The organism is Streptomyces sp. NPDC005722 (assembly GCF_040630935.1).
In the GTDB taxonomy this organism is placed as follows: Bacteria; Actinomycetota; Actinomycetes; order Streptomycetales; family Streptomycetaceae; genus Actinacidiphila.
Map to the genome: position 1 here is coordinate 134,742 of NZ_JBEXYN010000016.1, position 15,956 is coordinate 150,697.

Here is a 15,956-nt window from a genome sequence, read left to right on the forward strand (position 1 = left end):
GTCGCCCTCTCCCGCAGGTCCGCCGCCGGTGGTTGTCCGCTCCAGTCTCCCACCTGGCTGGGACGAATACACGGGTCGGGCGGTTGCGGTCAGCGGCCGGCTTCCGTGACGCTCACCGAGCCGTCGCCCGTACGGACCGTCACGACGTGGCCGCTGCTCTCGTCGCGGGGGACGTCGACGCTGACGTGCCCGTCGCCGGAGCGCGCCGAGACCTTGTAGCCCTGGTGGGGCAGCGCGACGCTGACCCGGCCGTCGCCGCTCGTCGCCTCGACGAGGTCGGGCACCTCGTCGAAGGCCAGCTTCACCGAGCCGTCGGAGGTGTGTGCGCTCACCTCGCGGGAGCCGATGCCGTCGGCGTCGATCCGGCCGTCGCCGCTGGAGAGCCGCAGGGGGCCGGTCACGTCCCGGACGACGACCGAGCCGTCGCCCGTGCTGAGCTCCAGCGGGGTGCTGAAGCCGCTCGCCTCCACGCTGCCGTCGCCGTTGACCACCGTCAGGCGTACCCCGCGCGGCACCAGGACCTCGTGCCGCACCGAGCAGTTCTGCGCCACGCCCTGGCACTTGGTGCGGAAGCTGAGGGTGTGCCCCCGCATCGACCAGGTGGCCTTCGGGGTGTCCCCGAACACGGCCCACCCGTCGAACCAGCGGGTGACCTGGACCTCGTCCACGTCGGCCGGTTTCACCACGACCCTGCTGTCGGAGGAGTCGATGGTCAGCTCGTTCCCGTCGAGCGCGAAGCTCTTGCGCTCCGGCTCGCTGTCGTCGGAGGCGTTCGCGCAGGCGGACGCCGTACCGATCAGCGCCACGACGCCCGCGGCGGCGGCGATGGTCCTCAACGTGCGGGTGCTCTTCGTCATACCCAGGACGCTACGGAGCGCCCGTTCTGCCCGGAATCAGGGCGCCCACCGGAAGCGGGGTGGGGAAAACCCCCGCCCCGTCCGGGGGTTCCGCGGGCGGCGGCCGTGCCCGTGGTGGACGGTGCGGCCGGCCGGGGCCGTTCCGCCGCGCCACGGGCACGCGCCGTCGTTCCCGCGGGTCGCGCGGGCGCCGGGGCTACTCCCCGGCCCGCGCGATCTCGACGTTCTCCAGGACGCCGAGGGCGTCGGGGACGAGGACGGCGGCCGAATAGTAGGTGCTGACGAGATAGGAGATGATCGCCTTCTCGTCGATTCCCATGAAACGCACCGAGAGGCCCGGCTCGAACTCGTCCGGGATTCCCGTCTGGTGGAGGCCGATCACACCCTGGTTGTCCTCGCCGGTGCGCATCACCAGGATCGAGGTGGTGTTCTCCCGGGAAATCGGGATCTTGTTGCAGGGGAGGATCGGGATTCCGCGCCACGACGGGATGTGGTGGCCGTGGAAATCGACGGTGTGCGGCACGAGACCGCGGCTGTTGAATTCCCTTCCGATGGCCGCGATGGCCCGCGGATGGGCCAGCAGGTACTGGGCGTTGCGGCGCCGGCTGATCAGCTCGTCGAGGTCGTCCGGGGTGGGCGGGCCGGAGTGCGTGGTGATGCGCTGCCGGTAGTCCGCGTTGTGCAGCAGGCCGAACTCCCGGTTGTTGACCAGTTCGTGCTCCTGCCGTTCGCGCAGTGCCTCGATGGTCAGCTTCACCTGCTGCTCGACCTGGTTGTAGGGCTGGTTGTACAGGTCGGCGACGCGGGTGTGGACCTTCAGCACGGTCTGGGCGACGCTCAGCTCGTACTCGCGCGGGGCGAGGTCGTAGTCCACGAAGGTGCCGGGCAGGTCGGGTTCCCCGACGTGGCCGGAGGCCAGTTCGATGGCCTTCTCGCCGTACTTGTTCTGTGCCTGCTGGGTTCCGGTGACGAAGCCCGCGACGTGCTCGCGCAGTCCGTCGGCCTGCTGCATGACGGACTGGAAGGCCTGGCGCGGCAGGGCGAGCGCGGTGACCGGGGTGGCCGCCCTCGCGGTGTAGTCCCAGGTGCTCTCGGGGCCGGCCAGGCCCTCGGAGCCGAAGTGGTCGCCGTCGGCGATGCTGCCGATCACGCCCTGGCCGTCCCACTTGGCCGGGGCCAGCTTGTTGATCCTGCCGTGGGCGACGAGGAAGACGTGGTCGGCCGGCTCCCCGGCGGCCACGATCGTGTCGCCGGGCGCGTACTCCCGCTGCTCGAACTGCCCGGCGAGGGCGGTGAGCACCGCGTCCTCGGTGAAGCCCCGCAGCAGCGGCAGTTCGCCGAGTTCCGCCGGGATCACCCGGACCTCGGAGCCGGTCTGGACGAAGTCCACCCTCCCGTCGCCCACCGAGTAGCTGAGCCGCCGGTTGACCCGGTAGGCGCCGCCGGCGGCCTCGACCCACGGCAGCACCCTCAGCAGCCACCGTGACGTGATTCCCTGCATCTGTGGCGCGGATTTGGTGGTCGTCGCCAAATTCCGCGCCGCAGCGGTGCTCAGACTCCGCTGAGACTGGCCGTTCCCCGTCGCCGCCTCCGACGCGACACCCGGCTCAACCGTCATGGATGGTCCTTCCCTTGCGGCCTGATGGCCCACGCGCACAAAGGCGTGGTTAAGACAAACAATTCACGGTGGAACGAGGTTTGTTGTGCGGTGGTCCCCCTGCCTTCGGCCGCTTTCCTCCCGGTAACTACCCACCGGGTGGAGCACCCTGCACTCACTCATTCGGGTGAGCGCGCCCGGACGTACGCGTGTGCGACCGCTCGCGCAGGTCGGCAGGGTGTGAATGTGTGGCATGTCCATGATGCGCACGGGAAGGTGAGTGGAACATCTCGTTCCGGGGACGTTTCGTCGCCCCTCCCGGTTAATCGCGTGCTATTCCCGATGCCCACCATCGAAGATGAGGAAAACGTCACGCGCCCCCGAGGGGATCACCTGAGCATGGCTGGCGTACGCTGTACGGCTGAGAGCGGGTCGCAGGAGAACCGCTTCTGCGCGACACCGCCTCACCCCCCGGAGGCGCCGCGCACTCGCCAGGAGAGGAGGACGCGGTGTTCGTCGGAGCAGGTTCCCTGTTCGATTCACCGTGGATCTACGCCCTGGTAGCCGCCTCCATCGTGCTCGACGTCTTCCTGCCGGTGATGCCGAGCGGCGTCCTGCTCATCTCGGCCGCCACGGCCGGCACCGCAGCCGGCGGCAGCAACGACCTCCTCGACGTACTCGCCCTGCTGCTCTGCGCCGCCGCGGCCTCCACCCTCGGCGACCTCGCCGCGTACCGCCTGGCCTGGCGCGGCGGCAACTGGATCGACCACCACGTGGCGCACTCCCGCCGGCTCTCCACCGCCCAGGAGATCCTCGGCGCGGTCCTGTCCCGCGGCGGCGGCGCGCTCGTCGTGCTCGCCCGCTTCGCCCCGGCCGGCCGCTCCGTCGTCAGCCTCAGCGCGGGCGCCGCGCACCGCCGCATCCGCGAGTTCCTGCCCTGGTCCGCGCTGGCCGGACTGGCCTGGGCCGCGTACAGCGTGGGCCTTGGCTACGCGGGTGGCCAGTGGCTCGGCGCGGGCTGGCTCGGCACCGCCACCTCCGCCGTCGCCCTGCTCGGCTCCGGCTCCCTCGCCGCGTACGTCTTCCGCCGCGAGCGCCGCGCCCACGCGGTCGTCCCCGTTACGCTGCCCGCGCAGGCCGCGGCCTCGCCCGAGCGGGCCGCCGTCGCCGAGGCCCGCTGACCCGTACCGGCTCGGCCCCGCACCCGCCCCGGGTGGTCTCCGCCGGTGGGCGGCCCACCACGAGGCGTGACAGCATCGGTACGGACATCCACCGGTCTGGGGGGCCCACGGACGGATCGGAGACCCCCGATGCGACTCGGACCGCTCACCGGCCTGGCGGCCGTGATCCTGGCCGCCGTCTCCTACGCGCTCCAGGGGGCCACCCCGGGCATCGGCAGTTCCGGAGTCGCGGTCAGGGCGTTCTACCTCAGCCACGACACCAGGCAGGGCGTCGGCCTCTACCTGCTGCTCGTCGCCGGGCTCTTCCTGGCGTTCTTCGCCGGCTACCTGCGGCACGTCCTGGCCGCGTCCGACCGCACCGGCTGGCTGCCCCAGGTCGCCTTCGCCGGCGGCATCCTGGCCGCCCTCGGCTTCTGGATCAGCGCCGGGCTCACCCTCAGCCTCATCGAGGCCAGCGACCGGCCACTGGTCGGCGGCGGCGCCCTCCAGGCGCTCAACGCCCTCGGCAGCGACCTGTTCATGCCCATCCTGGCCGGGATCGGCGTCATGCTGCTCGGGGCGGGACTGGCCGTCTCCCGCAGTGCCGCCGGCGCGCTGCCGCACTGGCTGGGATGGGCGGCCTTCGTCCTGGGCGTACTGATGTTCATCCCGTTCGCCGGCTTCATCGGCCTCGGGCTCGCCGGTCTCTGGGTCATCGCCGTGTGCCTGCTGCTGCTCGCCCCCGGGCGCCCGCAGCCCGCCGCCGACGCCCCCGGCCCGGACGGCCCCGCCGGTCCGGGTCAGCCGCGCAACGGCGCCCCCCGCTGACGCGCCCGGGCTCCCGTGCCGCGGCGGGGGTCAGCGCTTCCTGCGGTACGCGGCCCCGTCCGCGGAGCGCTCCAGCCAGCCGCCCTCGACCAGGTAGCGGCGCAGGGCCGCGCAGTCGTCGTGCACCGTCCGCAGCGCCTCGTTGACCTCGCGCTCGTGGTAGTCCCGGCCCGGCAGGAAGAGTGTCTCGGTCAGGTGCCGCAGCAACTGCTCACGCCGCGCCGCCCGGCGCGGGACGACCGTCAGCCGTCCCTGCGAGAACAGGGCCGACACCGCATGCGCACCACTCTCGGACACCGCGCACTCCTCCAGGATCAGGACGGCTACTCCGTCGCGTACTCCGTCGCGCAGCGTCCCACGCCCGACCGGCCGCGGCACGCGATTTTCCCTCCCGGCGCCACGTGGGCACGCCCGGACGTGGTGCGCGGCCCGCCGGGCCGGTGACGGGCGTGCGCTGAGGCAGGATGGACGCATGAGCGTCGTCAAGATCAACGTACTGACCGTCCCGGCCGAGCAGCGCGAGGTCCTGGAGCAGCGGTTCGCCTCGCGGGCGGGCGCCGTCGAGAGTTCGGACGGCTTCGAGTGGTTCGAGCTGCTGCGCCCGGTCGAGGGCACCGACCAGTACCTCGTGTACACGCGCTGGCGCAGCGAGGAGGACTTCCGCAACTGGATGTCCGGTCCGATGCAGGCCGCGCACCGCGAGGGCGGCGGCGAGGGCGGCGAGCGCCCCAGGCCGGCCGCCACCGGGTCCACGGTGTGGTCCTTCGAGGTCGTCCAGCAGGCCGCGCCGAAGCAGGCCTGAGCCCGCGCGGCGCCCCGTCCTGCGGGGCGCCGCCCACCCGGCCCCGGGAAACCGCCTTGCCGTCCGCGATCACCGGGCGTCAGGCTGTGACCATGGACAGGCCGCTGCTCTTCCTCGACGTCGACGGCCCGCTCAACCCGTACGCGGCCAAGCGCACCCGGCGGCCCGATGGCTACACCACGCTGCGGGTCCCGGTGCCCGGCGTCTCCGCACGTCCGCTGCGGGTGTGGCTCAACCCCGCGCACGGCGAGGCGCTGCTCGGGCTGGGCTTCGAACTGTGCTGGGCCACCACGTGGATGGCGGAGGCCAACCACTGGATCGGCCCGGTCATCGGTCTGCCCGAACTGCCGTACGTCGACTTCGGCGCCGCGCTGTTCGCGCACCGCCCCGACCTCGTCCACTGGAAGACCGAGGCACTGGTGGCGTACGCCGCCGGACGGCGTTTCGCCTGGGTCGACGACGAGCAGAGCCCGGCCGACACGGACTGGGTCGCCGCCCACCACCCCGGCACGGCCCTGCTGCACCACGTCGACCCGCGCGTCGGGCTGCGCGAGCCGGACTTCACCGCGCTGGCCGCCTTCGCCGCGCTCGCGCCGTGACCGTCCCGCCCGCTCACGCCGCCGGGCGGTGGGGGCCGGGCCGGTCCTGGTCCTGGCCGCAGAGCTCGGTGGTGAGCCGGGTGAGCAGGGCCGCCAGGTCGGCGTGGTGTTCCGGGTCCCAGTCGCCGAGGAGTTCGGCCAGCACCTTGCGGCGGGCCTCGGTGAGCAGGGCCACGACCTCCTGACCGCGTTCGGTGAGGTACAGCGGGTTGCCGCGGCGCGCGGCGTAGCGGTGTTCCTCGATCTCGAAGGCGGCGGCCTCGATGACGTCGTAGGGCACGGTGGTCTGCACGGCGAGGTCGACGGGGTCGGCGGAGCCGGTGCGGGCGATGTACAGCAGCAGCCAGCCGGAGGCGGGCTGGAGGCCGAGGCCGGTCAGGTCGGTGATCCGTACGTACAGGTCGCGGCGGGCCTCCCGGCTGCCGAGCACGCTCAGGCCGCGGGCGATCTCGTCGAGGGAGGAGCGGTCGACGGGGTTGGCGCCGATCGTCTCGCTCGCGTCGGGCACGGTGACGGTGCGCCGCAGCGGCTGCTCCTTGAGGAACCAGGCCACGACGAAGGCCAGCGCGCAGACTGGCACCGCCCACAGGAAGACGCTGGTGATGGCGGTGGAGTACGCGTGCAGCACCGGGTCGCGCAGGGACGCCGGGAGTTGCCGTACGCCGCGCGGATCGGACTGGACCATGGCCGGGTCGAAGCCGGGCGGCAGGGCGAGCCCGCTGAGGGCGGCGGTGATCTCGCGGGCCAGGTTGGTCGCGAAGATCGTGCCGAAGATGGAGACGCCGAAGGCCGCGCCGATGGAGCGGAAGAAGGTGGCACCCGAGGTGGCGGCGCCCAGGTCGGCGTAGCCCACCGCGTTCTGCACGGCGAGGATCAGCACCTGCATGACCAGGCCGAGCCCCAGGCCGAAGACGAGCAGGTAGCTGCTGAGCGCCCAGACCGCGGTGGTCTCGTCGAGCCGGTGCAGCAGGAACAGCCCGAGGATCGTGACGGCGGTCCCGGCGATCGGGAAGACCTTGTAGTGGCCGGTGCGGGAGACGATCTGGCCCGAGGCGGTGGAGGCCACCAGCATGCCCACCACCATGGGGATCATGTGCACGCCCGACCAGGTCGGCGAGTAGCCGTGGACGACCTGGAGGAAGGTCGGCAGGAAGGTCAGCGAGCCGAACATGGCGAAGCCGATGACGAACGAGATCACCGAGCACAGCCAGAAGGTGCGGATGCGGAACAGCCGCAGCGGCAGCACCGGTTCCTCCGCCCGCCGCTCGACGAGGACGAAGGCCCCGGCCAGCAGCACGCCCAGCACCGCCAGCCCGATGACCTGCCAGGAGCCCCAGGCCCAGGTCGTACCGCCCAGTGAGGTCATCAGCACCAGGCAGGTCGCCGCGGCCGCCACCAGCACCATGCCGCCGTAGTCGATGCGGTGCGTGGTGCGCCGGACCGGGATGTGGAGCACGGTGGCGATGACGGCGAGCGCGACGATGCCCAGGGGGAGGTTGACGTAGAAGACCCAGCGCCAGCTGAGGGTGTCCACGAACAGCCCGCCCAGCAGCGGCCCGAGCACGCTGCTCGCGCCGAACACCGCCCCGAACACGCCCTGGTAGCGCCCCCGGTCGCGCGGCGGCACGATGTCGCCCACGATCGCCATCGACAGCACGATCAGCCCGCCGCCGCCCAGGCCCTGCAGCGCGCGGAAGGCGATGAGCTCGCCCATGCTCCGGGACAGGCCGCACAGCGCGGAGCCGATCAGGAAGATCACGATGACGGACTGGAAGAGCTTCTTCCGCCCGTACATGTCGCCGAGCTTGCCCCACAGCGGGGTGGCGGCGGTGGAGGCCAGCAGGTAGGCGGTGACCACCCAGGAGAGGTGCTTCAGGCCCCCCAGGTCGCTGACGATCGTCGGCAGCGCGGTGGAGACGATCGTCTGGTCGAGGGCGGCGAGCAGGAGGCCGAGGGCGAGCGCGCCGATCGCGACGTACACCGCACGTTTGTCGGTCACTTCGGCCGGGCCGTCCCCCGCGGCCCGTCCCGCCGGGGCAGTGGTGTCGTCCTGCGCCATAGGGACTCGTTCCCCTCGGGCACCGGGGCTCCGGTACCGCGTTCACGTCACTTCTTCATAAATATTCACACCCTTTCCACGAGATTGGCTCCGTTTGTACGACCGGAGGGGCCGGAGGCGCCTGGGCACCGGGCCCGCGCGGTCTGCATAATCACTGCGTCTGTCAGGGGATGGGGAGGGGGCGCCGGTGGCGTCTGACAAGCCGGGGTCACCGGCTTCGCAGGAGGAGCACGAGTACGAGTCCCTCCGGGTGCGGCCGTACGTGCCGGGACCCGAGGGCTACGCGGACGCGGAGGAGGCCGTGCCGGCCGCCGTCGCGGCGGGGGCCGCCGAGGCCTTCCCGTCGCACGACGCGGGCCCGCCGACGGCACCGCTGCCGCCCGTGCCGCCGGAGGGGGCCGGCGGGGCGGCCGGGCAGGAGGAGGACACCGACCTCATCGACCTCGGCACGGTCTCCTCGGACCGGCTGCCGGTGCCGGTGGCCGCCACGTCCCGCGAGCTGGTGCCCCATCCCTCCCGCTCCGAGGGCAGGCGCCGCGCCGGGGCGCACCGCCGCCGTCGGGGCGCGCTCGTCGCCGGTGCGGGCATCGCGGCCGTCGGCCTCGCCGTCGGCGCGGTCTTCCTCACCGCCCAGCTGACCGGCGTGCCGGACCGCACCGAGGCGGCCCCCGACCAGGGCGTGTCCGAGCCGGCGGTCGAACTGCCGTCCTCCGCGCGGCCCTCGGCCTCCGTCTCGCGCTCGGCCTCGCCCAGCGTCACCCCCTCCACGCTCGCCTCGGCGAGCGCCTCGGCCTCGGCCACGACCGGCGCGCCGACGCCCAGCGCGACCGCGTCCCGGCCGACGGCCTCCGCGAGCGGTCAGGTCTCCCAGGCCCCCAGTTCCGCGCCGCCGCCGGCCGCGCCCGTGACGCTGCAGCGCGGCGACACCGGCCCGGCCGTGGTGGACCTGCAGAACCGCCTCAAGGCGATGCGGCTCTACTACGGTCCCGCCGACGGCGACTACAGCCGCAAGGTCGGCGACGCCGTGTCCCGCTTCCAGTTCTTCTACGGGGTCAAGGGCGACCCGCAGGGCGTCTACGGGCCCAACACCCGGGCCGCCCTGGAGGCGAAGACCGGGTCCACGCAGGACCCGGACCCCGACGGGGACGACGGGAACGGACACGGCCGGGACTGACCGGCCGCCGCGTTCCGCACGACGACGCCCGCCCCGGACCGCACCCGGTTCCGCGGCGGGCGCCGCCGTGTCCGGCCCGCAGGGGCGCTCGGGCAGGATGGGGGCGTGGCGATCGACGACTTCGGGCCGAGGGGCTTCCAGCTCGTACTGCTGCGGCGCATGGCCGACCACCGGCCCGAACTGGTGGAGGAGGCGCTGCGCACGCTCGGGGCGAGCCGTGGCGAGATGCGGGAGGCGAACCGCCGCTGGCAGGCCTGGGGGCACGCCAAGGGCTTCCCGCGCGGTGAGCGCCGCTACCGGACGGTGCTCGGGCCGCCCGAGACGGTGCTCCGGCGCCAGGTGGGCGACCTGACCTGCCCCGCGCTGCTGTGGCCGGTCCCGCTGTGGCCGACCCTGCGGTACGAGGTGCTGTGCGCTCCGGGCGGCGGGGCGGTCTGGAACGAGTGGCTGGTCCGCGCGCCGGGGGAGCGGGGGCCGCGGCTGTCGGGCCTCGCCGACCTCGCGCCCTGGTCCTGCACCGTCGACGAGGTGGCCCGGGCCTTCCCGCCCGCGCGGCCCCTGGAGGGCGACGCCCCCAGCCGCTGGCGGCTGCAGTTCACCGACCCGCAGGCCCCGCCCGGGGCGGCGCCCCGGACCGCGGGCTTCACCCACGGGCTGCTGCAGTACGTGGACGGGGCGGACGCCACGCGGTGACCCGCGTCGCCCGCTGGAGGGGCGCGGCCGGCCCGCGCGCCGGACACGCCGGCGGGCACCCCCCCCTGGCGGAACCGCCGCACGGTTTTGTATCGTGTAGGAACAAAGTGGTTCCGCCCGTTTCCCCTGACCGGCGGGCGGGCCACTTGCTTGTACGTCCGAGGGAGTTCCATGCTGTCGCCGTCCACCGTCGTCCCCGCCCGCGCCCTTCTGCTGGACATGGACGGCACGCTGGTCAACTCCGATGCCGTGGTCGAGCGCTGCTGGCGCCGGTGGGCCGCGACGCACGGGCTCGACGGCGACGCCGTGATGAAGGTCGTCCACGGCCGCCAGGGCCACGCCACGATGGCGGTGCTGCTCCCGGACCGCCCGATGGCGGAGAACCACGCCGACAACGCCCGCATGCTCGCGGAGGAGACCGCCGACGTCGACGGCGTCGTCCCGGTCGAGGGCGCCCCGGCGTTCATGGCGGCGCTGCAGGGCCGTCCGCACGCCCTGGTGACCTCCGCGGACGAGGCCCTCGCCCGGGCCCGCATGGGCGCCGCCCGGCTCCCGATGCCCGAGGTCATGGTCACCGCGGAGAGCGTCAGCGCCAGCAAGCCCGACCCGGAGGGCTTCCTCAAGGGCGCCGCCGAGCTGGGCTTCGGCCCCGAGGACTGCGTGGTCTTCGAGGACTCCGAGGTCGGCATCGCGGCCGCCAAGGCCGCCGGGATGCGGGTGGTCGGCGTGGGCCCCCGCGCGGCGGCCCACGGGCCGACGGTCCACGTCGACCACCTCGCGCAGGTGCGCGTCGAGGCCGCGGCGGACGGGACGCTTCTGCTCCACATCGGCTAGGCATGGGTGTGGGGCGGTTGTCGTGTGCGGCGCCGTTGTGGTTGCCGTTGGGGTCTCTCCCCCACCCTCCCGCCCTCCCCCAGCCTTCGGCCGGGGGGACCCCCATCCGGCGCGATTGGTGCGGGCCTGCGCAAGTATGTCTGGGGTCGGGGCCGCACCGGCGCACTCCCCCAACCTTCGGCCAGGGGGACCCCCAGAACGCTCGCGGTTTACCCCCACATCGTCGGGCACCGCACTTAACCGCTCGTCTCCCCCAGCCTTCGGCCGGGGGGACCCCCATGGGCGCACCCCGACACACCCCCTCCTCTCGTATGGGCGCACAACGGCCGGTGGGGGGTCAGATGGCACTTGCGACAATCCCGCACCGCCTTCGCGCCCCGCACCGGTCTTCAGCCGCCCCATCCTTCGGTGCGAGGGGCGGCCGGGAGACCCCGGCTGGGGCCTAGTCTCGGTGGGTGACCCTCTACTTCGACCCCCTCCCGCTTCTCGGCGACGACCGTAAAGTGTTCGGCGGCCGTTGGGAGGACCGCATGTGGCTCAACGTTCCCGGCCCTTTCTATGGCGCCGAGACCGACAACTGCTGGACGGGCCGGCTGCACGCGCCCTGTCACGTCCTCTACGGGGGCGAGTACCTGACGGAGTACGTCTACCGGCAGCCCCGGACGCCGGACGAGCTGGCGCGGCTCGTCGAAGCGGCGGACGAGGACCCCTTCGCCGGGTACGCCTGCGACGGCGACGCACACTGGACCGTCGAGTCCGTCCGGGAGTGGTGGCGCGAGCGCGGCCGGATCACCTCATACCTGTCGGCTGGGGAACACCGCTGGGAAGAGGCGGACTGGGCCGGACAGGGCCTTGCTGCCTCCGTCGCCGACTACGCAGCGTACATCGCGGACGGGCTCGCCGCGGACCTGCGGGTCTACCTCCACTGGCTGGAGGAGAGGATCTCACCCACTCCCGGTGACCGGCTGCCGCGGCTCTAGGCGGCCGCGCGTTTGATGTGTCAAGCAACGTGGGTCAGCGGTGCGAGCTGGGGCAACCCCCGTAGGGCACCTGCCATATCCCCTCCGGAAGTCGAGGCGCATGACAGCCGGACGCGGTGCGAAGGCGGTCCGGGGTTGCCGCGCGTGCCTATCTGACCCTCCACCGGCCGTTGTGCGCCGATACGACGGGAGGGGGTGTGTCGGGGTGCGCCCGGAAACGACGAGCGGCGGACGCGGTGCCCAAGGATGTGGACGTAAACCGCGAGCGTTGAGGACGTGCGCCGGCGCGGCGCCGACCCCACAACGAGGTGCGGGACCCGCACCAACCGCGCCGGGCAATCGGGCGGGAGGGTGGGGGAGAGACCCCAACAGCAACCCACAACGGCGCCGCACACGACAACCGGGCGCCTCACACCCCCCGGCCCCCCGCGAAGCGAAGCCCGTCGACGATCAGGTCCAGGATCCGCCCCGCCCGCGCCTCCCCGTTGCGGGCCGGGTCGATCCGCCACAGCACGCTCAGCTGCAGCAGCACGTCCTCGGGGTCGAGCCCGCGCTTGAGCGACCCCTCGGCGGCCCCCGCCTCGAGCAGCGTGCCGATGGCGGCGACGAAGGGTTCGTAGTTCTCGTCGTCCAGGCCGCCGTTGGTCGCCGCGTGGACGACCTCGGCGACGCCGAACTTGAGCCGCCCGTAGTGGGCGACCTCGTCGAACCAGAGCCGCAGCGCCGTCAACGGCGGGTGGACTTCCAGCAGTTCGGGGGCGCGGCCGATCAGCTTCCCGATGTCGTGCCGGTAGAGCTCCATGATCAGGGCTTCCCGGGTGGGGAAGTGGCGGTAGAGCGTCCCGATGCCCACGCCCGCCTTCCTGGCGATCGCCGTGAGGGACGCGCCGCTGGAGGTGGAGAGCTCCTCGCGGGCGGCGGTCAGGATCCGCTCGCGGTTGTCGCGGGCGTCCTTGCGGGTCGGTCCGGGGGGCTTCGGGTTCACGGGTGTCGGCCGTCCGTCGGTGGTCGATTGCTAAAGCGGAGTGGCCTCCGGTACGGTCGGGAGGTGTGGCGGAGGGGCCTCCGCTTCATTCTGGCACACCCATCCCCACGCACGGAGGACACCGTCATGCCCGAATTGGTCCTGGTCACCGGCGGTAGCGGCTACATCGGAGGCTGGTGCGTCGCCGAACTCCTGCGGCGCGGCTACGACGTGCGGACGACCGTGCGCGGCCGGGACAGGGAGCGGGCCGTCACCGAGGCCGTGGCGCAGGTCGCCGACCCCGCCGGGCGGCTGCGGTTCGCCGTCGCCGACCTCACCTCCGACGAGGGGTGGGACGCCGCGCTGGAGGGCGTCGACCGGGTGCTGCACGTCGCCTCCCCGCTCGGCCTCAACGCCGCCGACCCCGGCACCCTGGTCGCCACCGCCCGCGACGGCGCGCTGCGGGTGCTGCGCGCGGCGACCGCGGCCGGGGTGGGGCGCGTCGTGATGACCTCCGCGGCGAACGCCGCCAGCCCGTCCTCGTACGCGGAGGAGGGCGTGACCGACGAGACGCTGTGGACCGACCCCGACGACCCGACGCTGATCCCGTACCGGCGCTCCAAGACCGTCGCCGAACGCGCGGCCTGGGACTTCATGGCCGCCCACGACGGCCCGACCGAGCTGACGACCGTGCTGCCCGGCGCGGTCTTCGGCCCCGTCCTCACGCCGGACACCTGCGGTTCCGTCGGCGTCGTCGCGCGCATGCTGACCGGCGGGATGCGCGGGGTCCCGAGGATCGGGCTGGAGGTGGTGGACGTGCGCGACCTCGTGGACGTCCACATCCGGGCGATGGCCTCGCCGCGGGCCGCGGGCGAACGCTTCCTGGCCACGGGCGAGTTCATCTGGATGGCGGACATGGCCCGCGCCCTGCGCGACGGGCTCGGCCCGGACGGCCGCAAGGTGGCCACCCGGCAGGTCCCGGACCTGGCCGTACGGTTCGCGGCCCGGTTCACCGACCCGTCCCTGCGCGAGATCACGCCCTCGCTCGGCCGCCGCAACCGCCACAGCACCGAGAAGGCGCGCCGCGTCCTGGGCTGGGAGCCCCGGCCGGCCCGGCAGACGGTGCTGGACTGCGCCCGCAGCCTCATCGACCACGGGGCGGTGTGATCCGGCTCGCGGGGAAATCCGCGTGTGCCCCGCGCCGCCGGGGTGACATCCTGGCGGGGTGAGCGGCCTGAACGGACCCGAGATCGGCATCACCTTCGCCTCCGCGCTGCGGCTCTTCGCCGCGGCGCCACGACGGGAGGGGCGGACGACCGTCGTCACCGACGGGGTGTCCACCCTGGGGCACGTCGTGGAGTCGCTCGGGGTCCCGCTCACCGAGGTCGGCCGGCTGCTGGCGGACGGCCGGGAGGTGCCCGTCTCGTACGTGCCCGCCGGCGGCGAGCACGTGGAGGTCGAGCCCGTCACCCGGCCGCAGTCGGTGCCGGGCGCGCCCCTGCGCTTCCTGCTCGACGTGCACCTGGGCACGCTCGCCCGGCGGTTGCGCCTGCTGGGCGTCGACGCCGCGTACGAGAGCGAGGACATCGGGGACCCGGCCCTGGCCGCCCGCTCGGCCGCCGAGCGGCGGGTGATGCTCTCACGCGACCGCGGACTGCTGCGCCGCCGGGAGCTGTGGGCGGGCGCGTACGTCTACAGCGACCAGCCCGACGAGCAACTGCGCGACGTGTTGGGGCGGTTCGCCCCCGACCTGGCCCCCTGGACGCGCTGCACGGCGTGCAACGGGCCGTTGCGGGAGGCCGACAAGGACGCGGTCTGGGAGAAGCTGGAGCACGGCACCCGTCGCAGCTACGACGTCTTCGCGCAGTGCGCCGACTGCGAGCGCCCCTACTGGCGCGGCGCGCACCACGCCCGCCTGGAGACCATCGTCCGGGACGCGGTGACCGAGTTCGGCGCCGCCCAGGCCGCCCCGCCCGGACGGCTCGCCAACTGAGCGACGGCTTGGAGGCGTTCCCCGATGCGGGCCGGTTCCGGGGGGTGCGGTCCGCCGCCGTCCTTGATGTCCTGCTCGCAGGTCCGCCTGTCGTAGGACCGGTCGTCGGGTATCACCAGCACCGCGGCCACCCGCCCGGGGTGCCCGACGGTGAGCCAGTCGTCGCCGGTGGGGTCGCCGTTCGGCCCGAACGCCTGGGACGGGGAGATCGTCCGGCAGCCCAGCACCACGCGCTCCTCGTCGTCCTCGACCCGCACCCGGACCCCGGCCGCGCCGCGTTCCGCGGTCGTGCCGCTGCAGCCCCAGCCGGCGGAGCAGCCGGACAGGGCGAGGACCGCCAGGGCCGAGGATGCACCGGCACGTACGCGTGCGGGGAACACCGAGGGGGCCTCCCGTCGGGGTCGGGCGGAGCAGTGTAGCCCGGGCCCTCGCGGCAGTGCGGCACGTCGCGGCCAAGACTGACGGGTAGTCAGAGGTGCCCGTTCCGTGCTGCCTTGGCGGCCTGCGCCCACCGTGCCCGGGCCGTAGGGGCCGGCCGGCGCGGGCCCGGTGGTGTGGATCCGGTGACGTCCGGCCTCTAGACATGACGTGTCCATGTCGCCAACCTGTTACCTGCCGCTTGTCCCGCAGAAACGTCCCAGCAGAAGGATGGCCAGCGGTTTCAGTGGCCAAACACCCCCACACCTAGAGGGAGTTCCCTATGTCCCGGATACGCAGTGCTCTCGCGCGTCGCAGTGTCTACGCGCGTCGACGCCTGGGTCTCCTCGTGGCTCTCACCAGCCTGTTCGCCGGTTTCGCGACCCTGAACGGCCCCACCGCGCAGGCGGCGCTCCCCACGCCCGTCAGCGCCGCCACGGCCCGCACCTACCTGGCCTCGCTCAAGGTCGCCACCGAGAACCGCTCCGGATACAACCGCGACCTCTTCCCGCACTGGATCACCATCAGCGGTGCCTGCGACACCCGTGAGACCGTCCTCAAGCGCGACGGCAGCGGCGTGGTCACCAACTCCTCCTGCTCGGCCACCAGCGGCAGTTGGTACTCCGTCTACGACGGCGCCACCTGGACCGCCGCCTCCGACCTCGACATCGACCACCTCGTGCCCCTCGCCGAGGCCTGGGACTCCGGCGCCTCCGCCTGGACCACCGCCAAGCGCCAGTCCTTCGCCAACGACCTCACCCGTCCGCAGCTGATCGCCGTCACCGACAACGTCAACCAGGCCAAGGGCGACCAGGACCCGGCCACCTGGATGCCGTCGCGCTCCGCCTACGCCTGCACCTACGTGCGCGCCTGGGTCCAGGTCAAGTACTACTACGGCCTGTCGGTCGACACCGCCGAGAAGAACAAGCTCAGCAGCGTGCTCAGCGGCTGCTGATCCCGCGTCCCGGCCCCGCCCGGCCGCCGGGACCGCGGCCGGGG

Annotated in this window: 17 protein-coding genes; 11 read left to right on the forward strand and 6 right to left on the reverse strand. The window is 73.3% G+C overall.

The genetic code is table 11. The features are described 5' to 3' along the window. Positions 1-89: 89 nt before the first annotated feature. Entirely contained in the window at positions 90-857 is a 768-nt protein-coding gene (locus ABZ479_RS20410) for a DUF4097 family beta strand repeat-containing protein (protein WP_500462889.1), read from the reverse strand. Between the two features lie 196 nt (positions 858-1,053). Next, positions 1,054-2,475, reverse strand: coding sequence for a family 2B encapsulin nanocompartment shell protein (locus ABZ479_RS20415; protein ID WP_499598645.1), 1,422 nt, complete (start codon positions 2,473-2,475; stop codon positions 1,054-1,056). A 488-nt stretch (positions 2,476-2,963) separates the two neighbouring features. Here ABZ479_RS20415 and ABZ479_RS20420 point away from each other — a divergent pair, with 488 nt between their 5' ends. Continuing rightward, the gene (locus ABZ479_RS20420) at positions 2,964-3,635 is read left to right on the forward strand and encodes a DedA family protein (protein WP_500462890.1); all 672 of its coding nucleotides are present in this window, start codon (positions 2,964-2,966) and stop codon (positions 3,633-3,635) included. A 129-nt stretch (positions 3,636-3,764) separates the two neighbouring features. Continuing rightward, the gene (locus ABZ479_RS20425; RefSeq protein ID WP_500462891.1) at positions 3,765-4,442 is read left to right on the forward strand and encodes a hypothetical protein; all 678 of its coding nucleotides are present in this window, start codon (positions 3,765-3,767) and stop codon (positions 4,440-4,442) included. A gap of 30 nt (positions 4,443-4,472) precedes the next feature. On the opposite strand, the gene ABZ479_RS20430 is transcribed toward ABZ479_RS20425, so the two are convergent. Next, a complete protein-coding gene (locus ABZ479_RS20430; RefSeq protein ID WP_500462941.1) occupies positions 4,473-4,760 on the reverse strand; it encodes a DUF2087 domain-containing protein in 288 nt (95 codons plus the stop codon). A 154-nt stretch (positions 4,761-4,914) separates the two neighbouring features. Here ABZ479_RS20430 and ABZ479_RS20435 point away from each other — a divergent pair, with 154 nt between their 5' ends. Beyond that, positions 4,915-5,244: an antibiotic biosynthesis monooxygenase family protein gene (locus ABZ479_RS20435; protein ID WP_500462892.1), complete on the forward strand. Its 330-nt coding sequence runs from the start codon at positions 4,915-4,917 to the stop codon at positions 5,242-5,244. 92 nt (positions 5,245-5,336) lie between these two features. Next, entirely contained in the window at positions 5,337-5,843 is a 507-nt protein-coding gene (locus ABZ479_RS20440) for a hypothetical protein (protein ID WP_500462893.1), read from the forward strand. Between the two features lie 13 nt (positions 5,844-5,856). Here ABZ479_RS20440 and ABZ479_RS20445 read toward each other — a convergent pair whose 3' ends face one another. Further along, positions 5,857-7,902 (reverse strand): MFS transporter, encoded by a 2,046-nt coding sequence (locus tag ABZ479_RS20445; protein WP_500462894.1) that lies wholly within the window; start codon positions 7,900-7,902, stop codon positions 5,857-5,859. Positions 7,903-8,089: 187 nt separating this feature from the next. On the opposite strand from ABZ479_RS20445, the gene ABZ479_RS20450 reads away from it, so the two are divergent. The 4 genes from ABZ479_RS20450 to ABZ479_RS20465 all read left to right on the forward strand — a co-directional run bounded on the left by ABZ479_RS20450 (position 8,090) and on the right by ABZ479_RS20465 (position 11,583). Beyond that, entirely contained in the window at positions 8,090-9,076 is a 987-nt protein-coding gene (locus ABZ479_RS20450) for a peptidoglycan-binding domain-containing protein (RefSeq protein ID WP_500462895.1), read from the forward strand. Between the two features lie 159 nt (positions 9,077-9,235). Further along, entirely contained in the window at positions 9,236-9,769 is a 534-nt protein-coding gene (locus ABZ479_RS20455; protein WP_500462942.1) for a hypothetical protein, read from the forward strand. 171 nt (positions 9,770-9,940) lie between these two features. Next, a complete protein-coding gene (locus ABZ479_RS20460) occupies positions 9,941-10,603 on the forward strand; it encodes an HAD-IA family hydrolase (protein ID WP_499598620.1) in 663 nt (220 codons plus the stop codon). Between the two features lie 455 nt (positions 10,604-11,058). Continuing rightward, positions 11,059-11,583, forward strand: a complete 525-nt coding sequence (locus tag ABZ479_RS20465) for a ferredoxin (RefSeq protein WP_500462896.1) — start codon at positions 11,059-11,061, stop codon at positions 11,581-11,583. A gap of 409 nt (positions 11,584-11,992) precedes the next feature. Here the strand turns inward: ABZ479_RS20465 and ABZ479_RS20470 are convergent, their stop codons facing one another. After that, entirely contained in the window at positions 11,993-12,568 is a 576-nt protein-coding gene (locus ABZ479_RS20470) for a TetR/AcrR family transcriptional regulator (RefSeq protein ID WP_500462897.1), read from the reverse strand. A 126-nt stretch (positions 12,569-12,694) separates the two neighbouring features. On the opposite strand from ABZ479_RS20470, the gene ABZ479_RS20475 reads away from it, so the two are divergent. Together ABZ479_RS20475 and ABZ479_RS20480 are read left to right on the forward strand one after the other, a co-directional pair. Continuing rightward, positions 12,695-13,714, forward strand: coding sequence for an NAD-dependent epimerase/dehydratase family protein (locus ABZ479_RS20475; RefSeq protein WP_500462898.1), 1,020 nt, complete (start codon positions 12,695-12,697; stop codon positions 13,712-13,714). A 67-nt stretch (positions 13,715-13,781) separates the two neighbouring features. Next, the gene (locus tag ABZ479_RS20480; protein WP_500462943.1) at positions 13,782-14,540 is read left to right on the forward strand and encodes a Mut7-C RNAse domain-containing protein; all 759 of its coding nucleotides are present in this window, start codon (positions 13,782-13,784) and stop codon (positions 14,538-14,540) included. On the opposite strand, the gene ABZ479_RS20485 is transcribed toward ABZ479_RS20480, so the two are convergent. Then, a complete protein-coding gene (locus tag ABZ479_RS20485) occupies positions 14,435-14,920 on the reverse strand; it encodes a hypothetical protein (RefSeq protein WP_500462899.1) in 486 nt (161 codons plus the stop codon). The genes ABZ479_RS20480 and ABZ479_RS20485 overlap by 106 nt on opposite strands. A gap of 320 nt (positions 14,921-15,240) precedes the next feature. Between ABZ479_RS20485 and ABZ479_RS20490 the strand changes: the two genes are divergently transcribed. After that, positions 15,241-15,912, forward strand: a complete 672-nt coding sequence (locus ABZ479_RS20490; protein ID WP_499598606.1) for an HNH endonuclease family protein — start codon at positions 15,241-15,243, stop codon at positions 15,910-15,912. Positions 15,913-15,956 lie beyond the last annotated feature (44 nt).

Bases quoted from the DNA above. Each gene is read 5' to 3' on its own strand.
- ABZ479_RS20475 (WP_500462898.1), top strand. From the start codon at position 12,695: ATGCCCGAATTGGTCCTGGTCACCGGCGGTAGCGGCTACATCGGAGGC.
- ABZ479_RS20410 (WP_500462889.1), bottom strand. From the start codon at position 857: ATGACGAAGAGCACCCGCACGTTGAGGACCATCGCCGCCGCCGCGGGC.
- ABZ479_RS20455 (WP_500462942.1), top strand. From the start codon at position 9,236: ATGGCCGACCACCGGCCCGAACTGGTGGAGGAGGCGCTGCGCACGCTC.
- ABZ479_RS20460 (WP_499598620.1), top strand. From the start codon at position 9,941: ATGCTGTCGCCGTCCACCGTCGTCCCCGCCCGCGCCCTTCTGCTGGAC.
- ABZ479_RS20425 (WP_500462891.1), top strand. From the start codon at position 3,765: ATGCGACTCGGACCGCTCACCGGCCTGGCGGCCGTGATCCTGGCCGCC.
- ABZ479_RS20490 (WP_499598606.1), top strand. From the start codon at position 15,241: ATGTCCCGGATACGCAGTGCTCTCGCGCGTCGCAGTGTCTACGCGCGT.
- ABZ479_RS20440 (WP_500462893.1), top strand. From the start codon at position 5,337: ATGGACAGGCCGCTGCTCTTCCTCGACGTCGACGGCCCGCTCAACCCG.
- ABZ479_RS20445 (WP_500462894.1), bottom strand. From the start codon at position 7,902: ATGGCGCAGGACGACACCACTGCCCCGGCGGGACGGGCCGCGGGGGAC.
- ABZ479_RS20435 (WP_500462892.1), top strand. From the start codon at position 4,915: ATGAGCGTCGTCAAGATCAACGTACTGACCGTCCCGGCCGAGCAGCGC.
- ABZ479_RS20415 (WP_499598645.1), bottom strand. From the start codon at position 2,475: ATGACGGTTGAGCCGGGTGTCGCGTCGGAGGCGGCGACGGGGAACGGC.